Below are 13,883 nucleotides of genomic sequence, written 5' to 3'. Positions count from 1 at the left end.
AAAAAAACAAATAAAACTTGACAATATTTTATATCCCATATAAATAGCGGCTAGACCCCTTCAATTTTTTTCATTATGAGGTAGTTTTGGTGTCTTCTACAGATTTTGAACTAGATGATAACTACGGTGATGATGATGTGAATTTCGATGAGGCCAGTGCAAAAACTAGCGCGAAAGAATCGTTAGAAAAGCGCCGACTTATTGATGACCTTCTGGCTCAGCGCCGTCTTGAACGTGAGCTTAAAGATTTTGATTACGACATCGACGATGACGATGATTTTGATGACGAAGAAGACTAAATAGCGATTTAGCATAGCGCTTGAAAATGCTATGCTTACGCATTAAGTTTCTAACTCTGGATTTGAAATGAGTGCTTTAGATTTAGACCTTTTGAGTGACTATCTAGACGGCGATGACAACGAGCATGGTCTAGATTTTGCAGCGACTCATGGTTTTTTGTGTGCAATTGCAGTAGGCCCAGCTTTTGATAAATGGCTAGACGAACTTTTTGATAACAATCAGAAAAAAGTACCTGCTGAAATTATTGCGCAAGTAAAAGCATGGCTCGAATCGATTCGTCAGAATCTTGCCAATGAAGATGGTATTGAATTTCCATTTGAAATTGAAGAAGCCGATGTTGAATCAAGTCTTGGTGACTGGAGTGTTGGCTTCGTTGATGCCATGTTCCTAAACGAAGATGCATGGTTCACCGACGAGTTTGAAGAACAATTGGTTGATTTAACTTTGCCAATCATGGTGTTCAGCGGCATTGATGAAGAAGATCCACAAATGGAATCTTTCCGTCGCAATGGTCAGTTGATGGATGAACTTGCAGAAGAAATCCCAACCAATTTGAACGAATTATATTTGATGTATCACACACCAAATTAATTTCGACGAAATTTAAAAAAAGCACCTTGGGGTGCTTTTTTTAGCGCTGAACTTTTTTCAGTTCAAAATCAATCTAAAGGCTTAACTGCGTTTGGCTTTTAAAAAGCTTTTCGCCATCCATCCAAAAGATAAAGCCAACACGAGATAATGGATAAGTAGCGTAAAGCTGATAGCAAGTAGCCAGACCCAAGCAGGTAATTGCGTTAGCGCCATTTGAATAAAGGCTTGGGTTTCAGGGAATATTAAGAGACAAATGACTGTAGCAACGACATTGATGAGAACCGAAGCTAAAATACAGCTCCAAATCAAAGTTCTCTTTTCAGACTTATCTGGCACTCGCTGATGGTCTTTGACAAAGCTAGATGCCGCAGCGAAACCGCCCACGATGAGACAGGTAATGGATGAACCACCGGGTAAATCAAAGAAAGACTCGATGGCTGCGACAGCGACCATGGCGAGGGCATAAGCAATGCTAAATGTGATGATGTATTTTTTCATTATTTAATGTTCATGTTTTCGTTTTATAAAGAGCGAGTATAGCTTGCCCGAAGTTTCTTCACTGAATTTTAAGTTTCAGTGAAGGGTATTGATTCAAATTCTAACGGAATAAGTTAAAAAAATTTATAATTTTTTAGCGCAGTAGTCTGCATACCAACCGTAGGCAATATGAAATATCGTGCCATGAATGGCGACCATGCAGAGCATAACTACAGCAGTTAGCCCAATGCCTGCATTATCCACAGACTTCATAATGCTTTCGGCATTGGGATTCATCAGCACCAAGAACAGCACAAAAAAGCTACCAATGATGATTGCAACGGCACTGGAGCCCCAAACCAGTTGGATCTTTTCATGGTTGCTAGGCACACGTTGTTCTTTCTTTACAAAATGCCCAACGCTGATTAATGCACATGCCACCAATGTAGGAATTAATGTAATACCACCTAGATTTAATCCAAAAATTAATACGGTAATCAAAAGCACCAAGGCGATGCTATAAACAGCAGCAAAGTGTAGGAGATAGTGTTTCATTTAAGCCCCAAAACAAAAAATTAACGAGGTCGACGTTTATGTCGACGGTACAAAATCCAACTAATAATGATGACTGTGATCAGAATAATCACATGGCCAACTTTACTAAATATTTGCTGCATTAACTGCTGATTTTCACCTAAATAAAAACCCATACAAGCTAAAAAAGTGGTCCAAATAATCGTGCCTAAACCACTATAAAACATGAACTTCCAAAATGGCATGCGGCTCATTCCCGCAGGAATACTAATGAGAGAACGCACAGCTGGAATCATCCGGCCAAAAAATACAATGCGGTGACCGTATTGCTCAAACCATGCTAGAGATTTTTTTACATCTGCCGATTTGATAAATAAATACTTTCCATAGCGATCGACGAAGTGAAAGATGGATTCATGCTTAAATTTATAGCCAATCCAATATAGCAATGCAGCCGCCAGTAAAGAACCGACACAACCTGAAATAATGACACCAATGAGGAGTAGTTGACCTTGGGAGGCAGAATAGCCAGCCGAGGGCATAATGATTTCAGAGGGGATTGGGGGGAAGACATTGTCAAGAAACATGAGCAGGGCAATACCGAGATAACCCAATTGTTCCATGATTGAAATGATCCATTCAGTTAAAGTCATGGCAGCCAAGGCAGAGAAAAGGTGTATTTATCCTATGTTGAAAAGCGCAGTGGGTAAAGTTCCGTTTTAAATATTCCTGAAACCACCTAAGCAAAAACAACAAATGTTGAGTTCATCTTGTATTAAGTAGCACGTAGGCTTAATGAGAAGGAAAATGTATGAATGAGTGATGGTATTGAGCAATGCTGAGTAATAGTAAAACTGAATAATTGATAGGCATAGAGTACGGTTTTTATATTACTGAGTTTACGCTGTGCAGTTTGGATTTTATTTTTGATTTTGGCGCTTTAGCAGCCTTAAAAATCGTTTTATATACTGAACAGCGTAGGACAAAGTTGCAATAAGTAGCTTTGCAAGGTGCGCAAATTAATCATCATGTTCCATATTTAACAGGGTGTGAATATAGACTTGGCGTAAGCTCAGCGATAAAGCAAATGGAATCGTACAAAGTCCAAGAATGTTGAGCAGAGTGGGTTGTAAGTGCAAGGTATAAGCAATAAATAAGGCAAAAATTGCACCAATGCATGTGGCAATACTGACTATCAAAATATGCGACTGTTGGTTAAGGAGGTGTTTTAATTCTGCAACACTTTCTTTTACACGTGGAGCGGGTAAAGCAAGGCGCCTTGAGGTTGCAATAGGAGAGTTGATTAATTTTGGCATAATGCTTTCCTTTTCAATTATCTATAATGATTTTCTCGGATCAATTGATCAGAATAAGCATAGATGCGCGAACTGATTCTCGTAAATAACCAGATATAGTTATTTTGTCAAAAAAATTAAGTCACTGTTGAGAATGCGTAAAAAAAGCCCTAAAAATAGGGCTTTTATTTATATATCGTTACAACAAATTTTGCTTAGAGACGCTTACGTTTTGCTGCCACAATTTGTGATTGACGCATACGGAAGCCTGCTTTTTGCTGTTCAGTAGTTTTGTCGATACAGTATTTGCATGATACGCCGTGTTCGTAGCTCGGAAGTTCAACTTCAGCAGGAGCCAGTGGCCAACCGCATGCGTGACATTTGATATTTTCGCCTTCTTCCATACCGTGAGTGACAGCAGTACGACCGTCAAATACGAAACATTCACCTTCCCACATGCTGTCGGAAGCAGGGGTTTCTTCTAAATATTTTAAGATACCGCCTTTAAGGTGATAAACCTCATTAAAGCCTTCTTGAAGTAAAAGTGAGGTTGATTTTTCACAACGAATACCACCTGTACAGAACATGGCAATTTTCTTGTCTTTATGCTGCTCAAGCTCTTTTTTCACGTATTCAGGGAATTCACGGAAAGTCTCAGTTTTCGGGTCAATCGCACCCTTAAATGTACCTGCTTTGTACTCATAGTCGTTACGTGTATCAATTAGGATTACGTCATCACGTGTAATTAGTTCATTCCATTCTTTAGGATCAAGATAGTGACCGACTAAATCACGTGGTTTCACTTCCACACCTAAAGTCACGATTTCTTTTTTCAGTTTGATCTTCATTTTACGGAATGGTTTATCCGTACTATGCGATTCTTTGTATTCCATCGCATTGAAGCCTTCATTGAGAAGGAACTGATGGATGATATCTACAGATTTACGGTCACCGGCAACAGTACCGTTAATACCTTCACCTGCCACAATTAGAGTACCGCAAAGGTTGATGGTTTTTACCAAGTCTAAAAGACGTTGTTGAAGATCGGCAGGATCTTGAACTTCTTTGAATTGATAAAGTGCGGCAACAACCCAACCAGAGGTCGCTTGCTGTTCTACAGGTGCAAGCTGTTCTACAGTAGCGTTCATGGAGTACTCCAAATGAATAAACAGGATAAAAATTAAGGCGCACATTCTACCGTGATTTGGATGAATAAGCGAGTAAAGCGATGGCTTTTAACCACACATTTGATCATAGCTTCATTTCAGTAGTTTTAGCGTGTATAGTCATGCCGAGTTGTTTTTATCCCATAAATATTGATTGAATGGAGCCGGTTTTGAGTACTGATCGTCGAATTGCCTCGTTAACCCCATGTGCAGGGCGTTGTTCTACGGTATTTGGTGATTCAGTCTGTCGTGGTTGCCGCCGCTTTAACCATGAAGTCATAAAATGGAATACCTATACAGCAGAGCAACACACGGCCATTTGGTGTCGTTTAGATGCACAGTTAGATCAAATTTTAATACCGATGTTGCCGCAAGCAGATATCATCCATGTCGAAGGCTTTGTCTTGTCTAAGCGAGTTCGCTTACGTCCAGATGCAAGCAAAGGCCGTAAACTGTATCACGCACTCAAGCTCTGCGAGAAAAACCGTCATTTCACAGATGAAAGTGGACTCGGGATACATTACAAACAGGTGCGACCGTTGTGGGATGAGTTTGAGCGTCGTGTTTTAGCACTCGCCATAGCCAGCTATGATTTGGCATTTTTAAGAGCAGATGCCATTCGCTTGCATTTATTGCAAAACATGGATGAAGAGGACTAAGTCCTCTTTTTTTATTTATGAAATTTATCTTGATGTAAAAAAATAAGTGAAGGAATTTCAGCGTGAATTATTCGGAGTACTTTTTATATTGTGTTGCAGTCATCGTGATGATTGCAACACCTGGACCTGTCATGCTGTTGGTCGCAAGTTCAGGTTTACAAGGCGGATATAAAAAGGCATTTCAAACCATTGTCGGGACAAATTTTGCGTCACTGATTTTGATTGTGCTGTCAGTGTGTGTTTTAAAAGGCATTTTAAATGTTAATGCGCATTGGCTCGCTGGCATTAAAATGCTGGGTTGTTTATATATTGCTTATATTGGTTTTGATATTTTAAAAGAAGTAACTATACAGCCCACTGCACAATCTCTGCAGTTAAAAGCAGCACACGGGGGTTTTAAGCAAGGACTAATTGTGGGGATTTCAAATCCTAAGGATATTATTTTCTTCGCGTCATTTTTTCCGCAGTTTGTAGGGATTACTCATCATCTTAATCTGAGTTTAATTGTGTTGACCCTGAGTTGGATTGTTTTAGATTTCGCGACCTTGTCTTTGGTGTATTTGTCTTTTTATTGATTGTCGAAATCACGCTGGTATAAAAAATTGTTGGCACTGTGTGGGTTAATTTTAGTGGTGGTAGCAATTTACGGGATCTATAGCACATTCACGGCTTAATTCTTAATTTGAAATGTACAGTAAAAAATAAAAAAAGGCTGATTGAATCAGCCTTTTTATGAACGTGTAGATCTTTAACTTATTCGCACTAGAGATTGTGCTGTAAACGATATTGCACAATCTCTTCAATAGTGAGTACAGTCAAATGATGGGTTTGTGCATAAGCTAAAACTTGTACGCCATTGGCCATTGTGCCGTCTGGGTTGGTTAATTCACACAAAACACCTGCAGGTTTTAAACCGGCCAGACGTGCCAAATCAATAGTCCCTTCAGTATGTCCGCGACGGGTCAATACGCCGCCTTCACGCGCACGTAAAGGAAAAACATGACCCGGACGGTTTAAGTCAGCAGCAACAGCACCATCTTTAATTGCGGTTTTGACTGTAGTTGTTCGGTCTTTTGCAGAAACTCCAGTAGTAACACCTTCCGCAGCTTCAATGGTTACGGTAAAGGCAGTTTTAAAATGGCTAGAGTTATCAGATACCATGGGTGGAAGTTCTAAATGATTGGCTTGAGCATCGGTTAAACACAGGCAGACAATCCCTGAACCGTCACGAATCATACGTGCCATGGTTTCTACAGTCAGTGTTTCTGCAGCAACAATCAGGTCGGCTTCATTTTCACGGTCAAAATCGTCCATGACTAAAACAGGCTTGCCTTGACGAATGTCTTCTAAGGCTTGCAGCATGCGCTGTTCTGCAGGTGGAAGGGCAGAAAAGAAAATTTCGGGTTGAATTAAACTAGACATTGAAACGCTCGCGTAAATTTTAGATACGGTTGAACATTTCAGGACATGTGAAATAGTGGCGTTACGATATATATTGAAAATGATCAATGATATAGAGATGTGACGTCGTCTTCTTTCATCCGGACTATACCGTCGGCTCAGGTATTGCACCTGATCTGCGAATCGCGTTTAAACGATTGGCTCGTGGGCTTTTTGCAGGGCTTTCAACCCAGCAAATTTACCACCGGTGGGGAATTTCACCCCGCCCTGAAGCGATGTGTCTTGAGTATAGACCTGTTTGAGTGCTGATGGGGGATTATTGCTTAGAATCCTTTGCAAAATTTTAGATAAGTAATGTTATAAGATTGGATTTGTAAGCATTTATATAAAGTGTGTCAAAGCATGCTATCGTGCCGATAAATCAACCATGATTGCATAATGATAAAAAATGACGCTTCCTCAGCATTCTCAGCAGCAGAATATAAAGCTGCATCATTCACAGTTAGATCAAGAGTTTTCAACAGATTTGTTCCAAGCTGTACAGGTTATTCGGTATCTGCAAGTAATCGGTGTTGCACTGATAGCTGCCAGTTTCGTGTATTTGATCGCGGCAAACTGGTTGATGTTACCCAAATTTATTCAATTGGCAATTCCAATGTTGCTGTTGGTACTTAGTGCTGTGACGAGTGTATATTTTGCAAGGCATGCTTGGATTCAGCAAAGTTTAGATACTTTAAGCGGTTTGTTGCTTGGATTGTGTTTGGCTGTGATTGGGCAGGTCTATCAAACAGGTGCAGACAGTTATCTGTTGTTTTTGGTGTGGGCTTTGCTGCTTTTACCTTGGTTATATCGACCGAATATCGGAGTCTTTACGCTACTGTGTTTGATCAGTCAATTGGCATTATTTTTATATTTTAAACAAAGCTATTTAATCGTTGATCATTCATGGTGGTATTTACTCTGCATGAATATATTGACGGTAATATGTGTGACGTTTTGTTTGAAATATTATGCTGCGCTGCGCTTTGTATTTATAGCATTCATTACACTAATGTCGATGTATTGCATGTTTTTATACTGCGGAAATGGGGCAGAGCAGTATCAATGGCAATATTTAATTTTTGCATTGTTGCTTCCAATTTATCTGATTATCTATTTTTATCGACAACATCGTGCATTAGAAACCAGTTTACAAGCTGCAGGTCTCGCCGCGAGTTTCAGTATTTTGATTTTCCAATGGGCAGAACATATTTTATCTGACTCGAGTGCAGGATTGTTGGTTTTTGCCTTGCTGATATTTGCTTGGTTTGCGGTGATCAGTTGGGCACTGATGAAATTTCTGCCACAGACTAAATTTGCGGTTATTCCTTTAGCGATTGGGGCATGGTTCGCAGGCATTATTTTATCGAGCTTATTGCTGACCTATTGGAAGGCGTTTTCAATCGTCATGGGCTTAGTTTTTGTGGCTGTGGCTTGGTGGTTGATTCGACGAGCTAAAAGTATCTTTAGTCGCCAATTTGCTTACTGCTTATGGGTATGTGGCCAATCTGCGGTCTTCATACATACAGAGAGCTTGACCGATAGCATTGGGTTTATTTTAGTATTACAAATTGGTGTTATCTTGCTCTGTTTGTTTAGTCGAATGCATTGGTTTATTGTTTTTATTCAACTCATTGCAGGATATGGCCTTGCAGTGGCCACACTATTTGATGCCGATCTTTTTATGAGCGATGAACATGTCATCTTAGCTGTGACTGGATTGAATTATATTCTACTGATTTTCTTGCTCGGGAGTGCAACAGCGTGGTTGCACACGATGTATCGAAAAAGTGTTGTGTTATGGATGTTATGCATCGTATTGGCGGGTGTGGTATTGCAAACTTTGTCAAATAACGTTCTACAGTTTGAACAGACCCAACATGGCGTTCTTGACCTGTTTATCGTTTATCTACTGCCTGTGGTTTGGCTTGGCCTTTACATCGCAAATCAGAAAAAACAGGCGGGGAGCGAAAAATGGCCGTTACTGCTATTGGGCCTTGTACTCATTGCGATGGGTTATTTTGAAATTTTCTTGTTATTGGTTTTATTGGCATGGGCGCAGGTTTATCAGCAATCTTTGGTTAAAGCCCTTTGCATCGTGTTGATCATTTTTAGCTTATGGATGCTGTACTACAATTTGGGTCTGAGTTTTTTATTGAAAAGTTTAACGATTTTGATCTCTGGTCTTTTGCTGCTTGGCATCACCAAGATGTTATCTGCGAAACAGCTTAAACAAGTGGGAGGAGCATGATGAACATACTCAATAAAAAAATGCTTCCTATTGGTTTAGCTGTACTCAGTATTCTTTTATTTGTATTGATGATTGCACGTCATGAATGGCATCTGGCAAACAGTCAGAGTATTTATGTGAAGCTGCAACCCGTCGATCCGCGCTCTTTGATTCAAGGGGATTATATGGCCTTGAATTATCAGCTCTATTTTGGTGGTCTACCTTCTGTAGAGCAATCTGCCAATGGGCAGGCTGCCAAAGCGAACAAAGAAGAAAATGTACACCGTGACTATTTTGCCGATCAAAAAAGTATTGTGAGTTATGCGCAGCTTGATGCACAGCGTAGAGTGATTCGAACCAGTTTCAACCCAGAGTTACTAGCGCAGTATCCAAGCTCATCCACAAAACTGGTGCTCAAAAATCCTGACGATAGATTTGAGGGTTTATATCCCGCTGCGAGCAGTTTTTTATTTGCTGAAGGCTTGGAAGCGTGCTATCGCGATGCGCAATATGCAGAGCTAAAGGTACAAGAAAATGGTCAGCCTTTGTTGGTGGGGTTGGTCGGAGAGCATTTACAGCCCTTTGATTGTAAACAAAATCAAGCATGGTGGAAGGGCCCGAGAGCAGGGTAGACAAATAAATTGAGCTGTTGAGTTGTATGTAGTGATATGCGTCTAATACTGAATTTTCGTAATCAATAATGCATATTTCAGCCATAAAAAAGCCCGCAAAATTGCGGGCTTTTTAGAATCTTTAAATGCTTTAACTTATGCAACTTGAACTGGAATACAGTTCGCTGTGTGGTTCACAGTGTTGTTTGGGTTCGCGTAGACTAAACGTGGCTTATGTGCATTTGCTTCAGCTTCTGTGAAATCGCCAAAAGTTGCGATAATCATCAAGTCGCCAATATCTGCTTGGTGAGCAGCACCGCCATTTACAGAGATAATGCCAGAACCTTCTTCACCACGAATGGCGTAAGTGGTAAAACGCTTACCATTAGTCACGTTCCACATATGAATTTCTTCATATTCACGGATACCGGCTAAATCTAGAAGAATACCGTCAATTGCACAAGAACCTTCATAATGTAATTCTGCTTGTGTAACGACGCAACGGTGGATTTTAGCTTTTAATAAACGAGATAGCATGGCTAGCGTCTCCTTGGTAGACCTAAGATCGTATCTTATGGTGGAACAATCTCTTGAATGCTGGGTGAGCAGTCAAATGCAAGCGCATTTTGCTCTGAAATTATTCAGATGGCAATAAGTATTGTTCAACAATTTGTGGAATTGTCAGTTCTATTTGTAAGCATTGATCTGGTTCATGGCTTGCTGAATCTCACCACTTACCAACAATTTAGTACGTGATAAGGCATGTGCAATAGCATCATCCATTAAGCCTTGTTCACTACTTGGTGCTTTACCTAAGACATGGCCTGAGACACGTTCTTTAGAACCTGGATGACCAATACCAATACGTAAACGATGGAAATTTGGACCAATATGCGGGACGATATCGCGTAAACCATTATGACCACCATGACCACCGCCAGTTTTCAGGCGAATGACACCAGGGTTCATATCAAGTTCATCGTGTGCGATAAGCATTGCTTCAGGAGCAATTTGATAGAATTTGGCGAAGGGAACAACACTTTGACCAGAGAGGTTCATAAAGGTTGTAGGTAACAGCAGACGAACGTCTTGACCTTCGATATTACCACGACCACTGATGCCTTTATATTTAGGATCAGCTTTGAGTTGGATGCCATATTGTTCTGCAAGGCGTTCTACAAACCAGAAGCCTGCATTATGGCGGGTTTGGGCATACTCAGAACCTGGGTTACCCAAACCAACAATCAGTGAAAGTTTACTCACTCATTTACACCATTTAACACTTATGCGCGTTTGAAGTCAGCGTGCATAGGAGTGTTTTTAGCTGGGTGACGTTGTAAAGCTTGGATTTTAACGCTTTCAGCTTTACCGTCGATGTTGATTTCAACAACTTCTTCAAAGAATGCGTTGTTTTCTAAAGCTTTAACAAGTTCGCGAAGTTCCAAAGTAACTGCTACAGGTTCAGCTGCACCACCGTAGATGATTGCTGGTACTTTATTTTGAAGACGAAGGCGGCGGCTCGAACCTTTCCCTTGTACTGCTTCTTCACGTGCTACTGCATTTAATACGAAGTTTGCCATGATAGACATTCCTATTTAAGTTTAATTGACTAGACCTTCGACCAGTCTAGTGATAGAAAGCCCCACCAAAAGGCAGGGCTTTTAAATTTAGCGCTATATTATAGATAAGAATCGAACATTGCGCTAATAGATTCTTCGTTATTAATACGACGAATTGTTTCAGCAACCATACTTGCAACTGAAACTTGGCGAATCTTACCAAGAGCTTGAGCTTCTTCTGAAAGCGGAATAGTGTCTGTTACAACCAATTCGTCAATCACAGAGTTTTTCAAGTTTTCTAAAGCTTTACCAGAAAGTACAGGGTGAGTTGCGTAAGCAACAACTTTTCGAGCACCAAAAGTTTTTAGTGCGTCAGCAGCTTTACACAATGTACCTGCTGTATCCACCATATCATCAACGATGACACAGTCACGGCCTTTAACGTCACCGATCAAGTGCATTACTTGAGATTCATTCGCTTTTTGACGGCGTTTGTCGATGATCGCAAGATCGATATCACCCATTTGCTTAGCTACAGCACGCGCACGTACTACACCACCAACGTCAGGAGAAACAACCATTAAGTTGTCGTGTGACTGTTGACGAAGATCTGCTAAAAGTGCAGGAGTACCGTAGATGTTGTCTACAGGAATATCGAAGAAACCTTGGATTTGGTCAGCATGAAGGTCGATCATGACAACGCGGTCAATACCAACAGTTGTGAGCATATCTGCAACAACTTTTGCTGTAATTGGCACACGGCTTGAACGTGGACGACGGTCTTGACGAGCATAACCAAAATAAGGAATGACAGCAGTGATACGACCAGCACTTGCTCGACGCAAAGCATCAGCCATAACTAAGATTTCCATAAGGTTATCGTTAGTTGGAGCACAAGTTGGTTGTACGATGAATACGTCTTTACCACGAACATTTTCAGTAATTTCGACAGCGATTTCACCGTCAGAAAATTGACCTACAGATGCAGCACCTAGAGGGATGTGAAGGTGGCTAACGACTTTTTGGGCGAATTGTGGATGTGCAGATCCACTAAAAACGACAAGATTGGGCATGAAGCACCCTTGGCGGTTGGCAAATTGGAGAATTAGATGGCAGGGGCGGCTGGATTCGAACCAACGGATGCCGAGATCAAAACCCGGTGCCTTACCACTTGGCGACGCCCCTAATGCGGCAGAACTTTAATATTTTTACAGTATTTTGTCAAGTTGAAACAACAAAGATACTGCAAATTATGCTCTGTCTTTTTTGAAGTAAATGGCAGGGGCGGCTGGATTCGAACCAACGGATGCCGAGATCAAAACCCGGTGCCTTACCACTTGGCGACGCCCCTAAATTGATGAAATAGCGAATAAAGTAAATGGCAGGGGCGGCTGGATTCGAACCAACGGATGCCGAGATCAAAACCCGGTGCCTTACCACTTGGCGACGCCCCTAATACTTTACAGCAATTACATCTACAGGTGAAAAATGATGGCAGGGGCGGCTGGATTCGAACCAACGGATGCCGAGATCAAAACCCGGTGCCTTACCACTTGGCGACGCCCCTATATCAAACTTCAAAATGACGTAATGGTGATTCTTGCAAACTGCGAACCAAGTAAGATTTACATGGTGCATTTTTCAATATGTCATCAATATTCATATTTTCAGTCACTTCAGTAAATACACAAGCACCTGTACCTGTAAGCTTTGCTGTACCGAACTGATCTAAGTACCGCATTGCTTCATCGACTTCGGGATATAAGCTTCGTGCCACAGGCTCAAAGTTATTTCCAAAATCAGATGGCGTTTCCTGATAGCCGCAAAATTTAGTGGGCTTTGAGTCTCTTGTCAACGTTTTTTGTGAAAAAAGCAGTTGAGTGCTGATAAAACAGTCAGGTTTTAACACAATGTACTGTTTTTGAGCTAAATCTATGAATGTTAAGTGTTCACCGATACCTTCTGCCCATGCATTTAGACCATGTACAAACACGGGAACATCTGCCCCAAGTTGTAAGCCGAGTTCTGCAAGTTGTTCGGTATTTAAACCACATTTCCATAGTTGATTGAGCACGATTAGGGTGGTGGCTGCATTGGATGAACCACCACCGAGCCCTGCACCCATGGGAATATTTTTTTCAATGTAGATTTTTTGTGCAGTTAGTGCTTTAGCAAACGGTTTGAGTATTTGAGCAGCACGATAAATTAAATTTTGCTCTAGATTAACGCTGTTTAAGCCCTCAATTTGAATAAAATTTTCATCAGCAGAATTTGCAAGTGGGTGAAATTCCATCCAATCCGATAAATCGATGAGCTGAAAAATCGTTTGTAATTCGTGATATCCATTAGGACGTCGGCCAGTAATGTGCAAAAACAAATTGAGTTTTGCAGGAGAAGGTACACGAATCACAGAAGTCATAGCTCAGCTTTTAGGCAAATTAACGATTTTGAATCACCATTGTAATACGGTTTTCCTGACCGGATTCAAGTGCTTGTTTTAAAATTAACTTGTTCGGTACCGTCGCAGTCTCGTTATAGCTCAGGTCTACGGTCCAACCATCTTCAATAATCTGTTGTGGACGCTGCGCAGTATCGCGTTGAATTTTTGCTTGTGTGGTTGCAGGGCGCGCCTGTACCCAGTCGATGAGGTGGGTAATGGGAGCTTGCCAACCGGTAGCACGTTCCAGTAATTCTTCAGGTGTTTCTGCTTCAATTAAACCGGTTTTTGCACTGTTTAACTGAACTTGACCAGGTTTACCGTTGATTTGAGTTTTTCCAACACCTAATATGCCACTCAGTTCGATATCATATTCATTGCGGTCTTGAACCCAAGTAAAAAAAGCACTTCCTGACTGTTGTGGCGTGCGCACACCAATCTTACCTTGTAAGTTGAATTGATTTGCAGCGACCTCTTCAGGGCTAGGTTGAGCGGGTGTTTTAACATATTGCTGACAACCGGTAAAAAATAAAGCGCAGCAGGTCAGGGCAGATACCCCAAATTTTGAAGATACTTGCATAAAG

General features: G+C 41.0%; 17 protein-coding genes, 4 tRNA genes, 1 pseudogene and 1 riboswitch. Of the genes and pseudogenes, 6 read left to right on the top strand and 16 right to left on the bottom strand.

The window, feature by feature from the left end; all coding sequences use genetic code 11:
• Window positions 1–89: 89 nt before the first annotated feature.
• Entirely contained in the window at window positions 90–299 is a 210-nt protein-coding gene (locus tag FTU06_RS02795; RefSeq protein ID WP_078191373.1) for a PA3496 family putative envelope integrity protein, read from the top strand.
• Between the two features lie 67 nt (window positions 300–366).
• Entirely contained in the window at window positions 367–891 is a 525-nt protein-coding gene (locus FTU06_RS02790) for a YecA family protein (protein WP_078191372.1), read from the top strand.
• A gap of 81 nt (window positions 892–972) precedes the next feature.
• Here FTU06_RS02790 and FTU06_RS02785 read toward each other — a convergent pair whose 3' ends face one another.
• The 5 genes from FTU06_RS02785 to FTU06_RS02765 form a co-directional block, all read right to left on the bottom strand.
• Window positions 973–1,389: an ABZJ_00895 family protein gene (locus tag FTU06_RS02785; RefSeq protein WP_180144800.1), complete on the bottom strand. Its 417-nt coding sequence runs from the start codon at window positions 1,387–1,389 to the stop codon at window positions 973–975.
• Window positions 1,390–1,512: 123 nt separating this feature from the next.
• Entirely contained in the window at window positions 1,513–1,923 is a 411-nt protein-coding gene (locus tag FTU06_RS02780) for an ABZJ_00895 family protein (protein ID WP_078192189.1), read from the bottom strand.
• Window positions 1,924–1,943: 20 nt separating this feature from the next.
• On the bottom strand, window positions 1,944–2,555 hold the full coding sequence (locus FTU06_RS02775; protein WP_168378111.1) for a DedA family protein: 612 nt from the start codon (window positions 2,553–2,555) through the stop codon (window positions 1,944–1,946).
• A gap of 366 nt (window positions 2,556–2,921) precedes the next feature.
• A complete protein-coding gene (locus FTU06_RS02770) occupies window positions 2,922–3,218 on the bottom strand; it encodes a hypothetical protein (protein WP_180144797.1) in 297 nt (98 codons plus the stop codon).
• 194 nt (window positions 3,219–3,412) lie between these two features.
• On the bottom strand, window positions 3,413–4,345 hold the full coding sequence (locus FTU06_RS02765) for a rhodanese-related sulfurtransferase (protein WP_180005054.1): 933 nt from the start codon (window positions 4,343–4,345) through the stop codon (window positions 3,413–3,415).
• Window positions 4,346–4,533: 188 nt separating this feature from the next.
• On the opposite strand from FTU06_RS02765, the gene FTU06_RS02760 reads away from it, so the two are divergent.
• Both FTU06_RS02760 and FTU06_RS02755 read left to right on the top strand, forming a co-directional pair.
• Window positions 4,534–5,022 carry a DUF1289 domain-containing protein gene (locus FTU06_RS02760; protein WP_180144794.1) on the top strand — a complete coding sequence of 163 codons (489 nt, stop codon included), beginning with the start codon at window positions 4,534–4,536 and terminating at the stop codon, window positions 5,020–5,022.
• 62 nt (window positions 5,023–5,084) lie between these two features.
• Window positions 5,085–5,696: pseudogene (locus tag FTU06_RS02755) on the top strand (LysE family translocator).
• An 88-nt stretch (window positions 5,697–5,784) separates the two neighbouring features.
• On the opposite strand, the gene ribB reads toward FTU06_RS02755, so the two are convergent.
• Complete coding sequence (gene ribB / locus FTU06_RS02750) at window positions 5,785–6,444, bottom strand: 3,4-dihydroxy-2-butanone-4-phosphate synthase (RefSeq protein WP_180144792.1); 660 nt, start codon at window positions 6,442–6,444, stop codon at window positions 5,785–5,787.
• A gap of 103 nt (window positions 6,445–6,547) precedes the next feature.
• A riboswitch (FMN riboswitch) is annotated at window positions 6,548–6,701 on the bottom strand.
• Window positions 6,702–6,871: 170 nt separating this feature from the next.
• Between ribB and FTU06_RS02745 the strand changes: the two genes are divergently transcribed.
• On the top strand, window positions 6,872–8,713 hold the full coding sequence (locus FTU06_RS02745; protein WP_180144789.1) for a DUF2157 domain-containing protein: 1,842 nt from the start codon (window positions 6,872–6,874) through the stop codon (window positions 8,711–8,713).
• Window positions 8,713–9,324 (top strand): GDYXXLXY domain-containing protein, encoded by a 612-nt coding sequence (locus FTU06_RS02740; protein WP_180089154.1) that lies wholly within the window; start codon window positions 8,713–8,715, stop codon window positions 9,322–9,324. The genes FTU06_RS02745 and FTU06_RS02740 overlap by 1 nt, the downstream gene beginning before the upstream one ends.
• A gap of 135 nt (window positions 9,325–9,459) precedes the next feature.
• Here the strand turns inward: FTU06_RS02740 and panD are convergent, their stop codons facing one another.
• The 10 genes from panD to lolB form a co-directional block, all read right to left on the bottom strand.
• Window positions 9,460–9,840 carry an aspartate 1-decarboxylase gene (panD, locus tag FTU06_RS02735; protein WP_078192181.1) on the bottom strand — a complete coding sequence of 127 codons (381 nt, stop codon included), beginning with the start codon at window positions 9,838–9,840 and terminating at the stop codon, window positions 9,460–9,462.
• Window positions 9,841–9,990: 150 nt separating this feature from the next.
• Window positions 9,991–10,566 carry an aminoacyl-tRNA hydrolase gene (gene pth / locus FTU06_RS02730; RefSeq protein WP_168378106.1) on the bottom strand — a complete coding sequence of 192 codons (576 nt, stop codon included), beginning with the start codon at window positions 10,564–10,566 and terminating at the stop codon, window positions 9,991–9,993.
• A 20-nt stretch (window positions 10,567–10,586) separates the two neighbouring features.
• The gene (rplY, locus tag FTU06_RS02725) at window positions 10,587–10,883 is read right to left on the bottom strand and encodes a 50S ribosomal protein L25 (protein WP_078192179.1); all 297 of its coding nucleotides are present in this window, start codon (window positions 10,881–10,883) and stop codon (window positions 10,587–10,589) included.
• Window positions 10,884–10,981: 98 nt separating this feature from the next.
• The gene (locus FTU06_RS02720; RefSeq protein ID WP_078191360.1) at window positions 10,982–11,935 is read right to left on the bottom strand and encodes a ribose-phosphate pyrophosphokinase; all 954 of its coding nucleotides are present in this window, start codon (window positions 11,933–11,935) and stop codon (window positions 10,982–10,984) included.
• A 37-nt stretch (window positions 11,936–11,972) separates the two neighbouring features.
• A tRNA-Gln gene (locus FTU06_RS02715) sits at window positions 11,973–12,047 on the bottom strand.
• Window positions 12,048–12,138: 91 nt separating this feature from the next.
• Window positions 12,139–12,213, bottom strand: a tRNA-Gln gene (locus FTU06_RS02710).
• A 28-nt stretch (window positions 12,214–12,241) separates the two neighbouring features.
• Window positions 12,242–12,316 (bottom strand) — tRNA-Gln (locus tag FTU06_RS02705).
• A 38-nt stretch (window positions 12,317–12,354) separates the two neighbouring features.
• Window positions 12,355–12,429 (bottom strand) — tRNA-Gln (locus FTU06_RS02700).
• Window positions 12,430–12,432: 3 nt separating this feature from the next.
• Window positions 12,433–13,272, bottom strand: coding sequence for a 4-(cytidine 5'-diphospho)-2-C-methyl-D-erythritol kinase (gene ispE / locus FTU06_RS02695; protein WP_180089155.1), 840 nt, complete (start codon window positions 13,270–13,272; stop codon window positions 12,433–12,435).
• 28 nt (window positions 13,273–13,300) lie between these two features.
• Window positions 13,301–13,879 (bottom strand): lipoprotein insertase outer membrane protein LolB, encoded by a 579-nt coding sequence (gene lolB, locus FTU06_RS02690; protein WP_180089146.1) that lies wholly within the window; start codon window positions 13,877–13,879, stop codon window positions 13,301–13,303.
• Window positions 13,880–13,883 lie beyond the last annotated feature (4 nt).

This window comes from Acinetobacter sp. YH12052, from assembly GCF_013419835.1.
Taxonomy (GTDB): domain Bacteria; phylum Pseudomonadota; class Gammaproteobacteria; order Pseudomonadales; family Moraxellaceae; genus Acinetobacter; species Acinetobacter amyesii.
Note: the sequence above shows the minus strand (reverse complement) of the source record. Positions and strands in the feature narration are given on the sequence as shown.

Excerpts from the sequence above, each read along its gene's own strand:
- FTU06_RS02740 (WP_180089154.1), top strand. The coding sequence starts at position 8,713 with ATGAACATACTCAATAAAAAAATGCTTCCTATTGGTTTAGCTGTACTC.
- FTU06_RS02775 (WP_168378111.1), bottom strand. The coding sequence starts at position 2,555 with ATGACTTTAACTGAATGGATCATTTCAATCATGGAACAATTGGGTTAT.
- FTU06_RS02785 (WP_180144800.1), bottom strand. The coding sequence starts at position 1,389 with ATGAAAAAATACATCATCACATTTAGCATTGCTTATGCCCTCGCCATG.
- lolB (WP_180089146.1), bottom strand. The coding sequence starts at position 13,879 with ATGCAAGTATCTTCAAAATTTGGGGTATCTGCCCTGACCTGCTGCGCT.
- FTU06_RS02765 (WP_180005054.1), bottom strand. The coding sequence starts at position 4,345 with ATGAACGCTACTGTAGAACAGCTTGCACCTGTAGAACAGCAAGCGACC.
- FTU06_RS02745 (WP_180144789.1), top strand. The coding sequence starts at position 6,872 with ATGACGCTTCCTCAGCATTCTCAGCAGCAGAATATAAAGCTGCATCAT.
- FTU06_RS02790 (WP_078191372.1), top strand. The coding sequence starts at position 367 with ATGAGTGCTTTAGATTTAGACCTTTTGAGTGACTATCTAGACGGCGAT.
- ribB (WP_180144792.1), bottom strand. The coding sequence starts at position 6,444 with ATGTCTAGTTTAATTCAACCCGAAATTTTCTTTTCTGCCCTTCCACCT.
- rplY (WP_078192179.1), bottom strand. The coding sequence starts at position 10,883 with ATGGCAAACTTCGTATTAAATGCAGTAGCACGTGAAGAAGCAGTACAA.
- FTU06_RS02770 (WP_180144797.1), bottom strand. The coding sequence starts at position 3,218 with ATGCCAAAATTAATCAACTCTCCTATTGCAACCTCAAGGCGCCTTGCT.
- FTU06_RS02720 (WP_078191360.1), bottom strand. The coding sequence starts at position 11,935 with ATGCCCAATCTTGTCGTTTTTAGTGGATCTGCACATCCACAATTCGCC.
- panD (WP_078192181.1), bottom strand. The coding sequence starts at position 9,840 with ATGCTATCTCGTTTATTAAAAGCTAAAATCCACCGTTGCGTCGTTACA.
- FTU06_RS02780 (WP_078192189.1), bottom strand. The coding sequence starts at position 1,923 with ATGAAACACTATCTCCTACACTTTGCTGCTGTTTATAGCATCGCCTTG.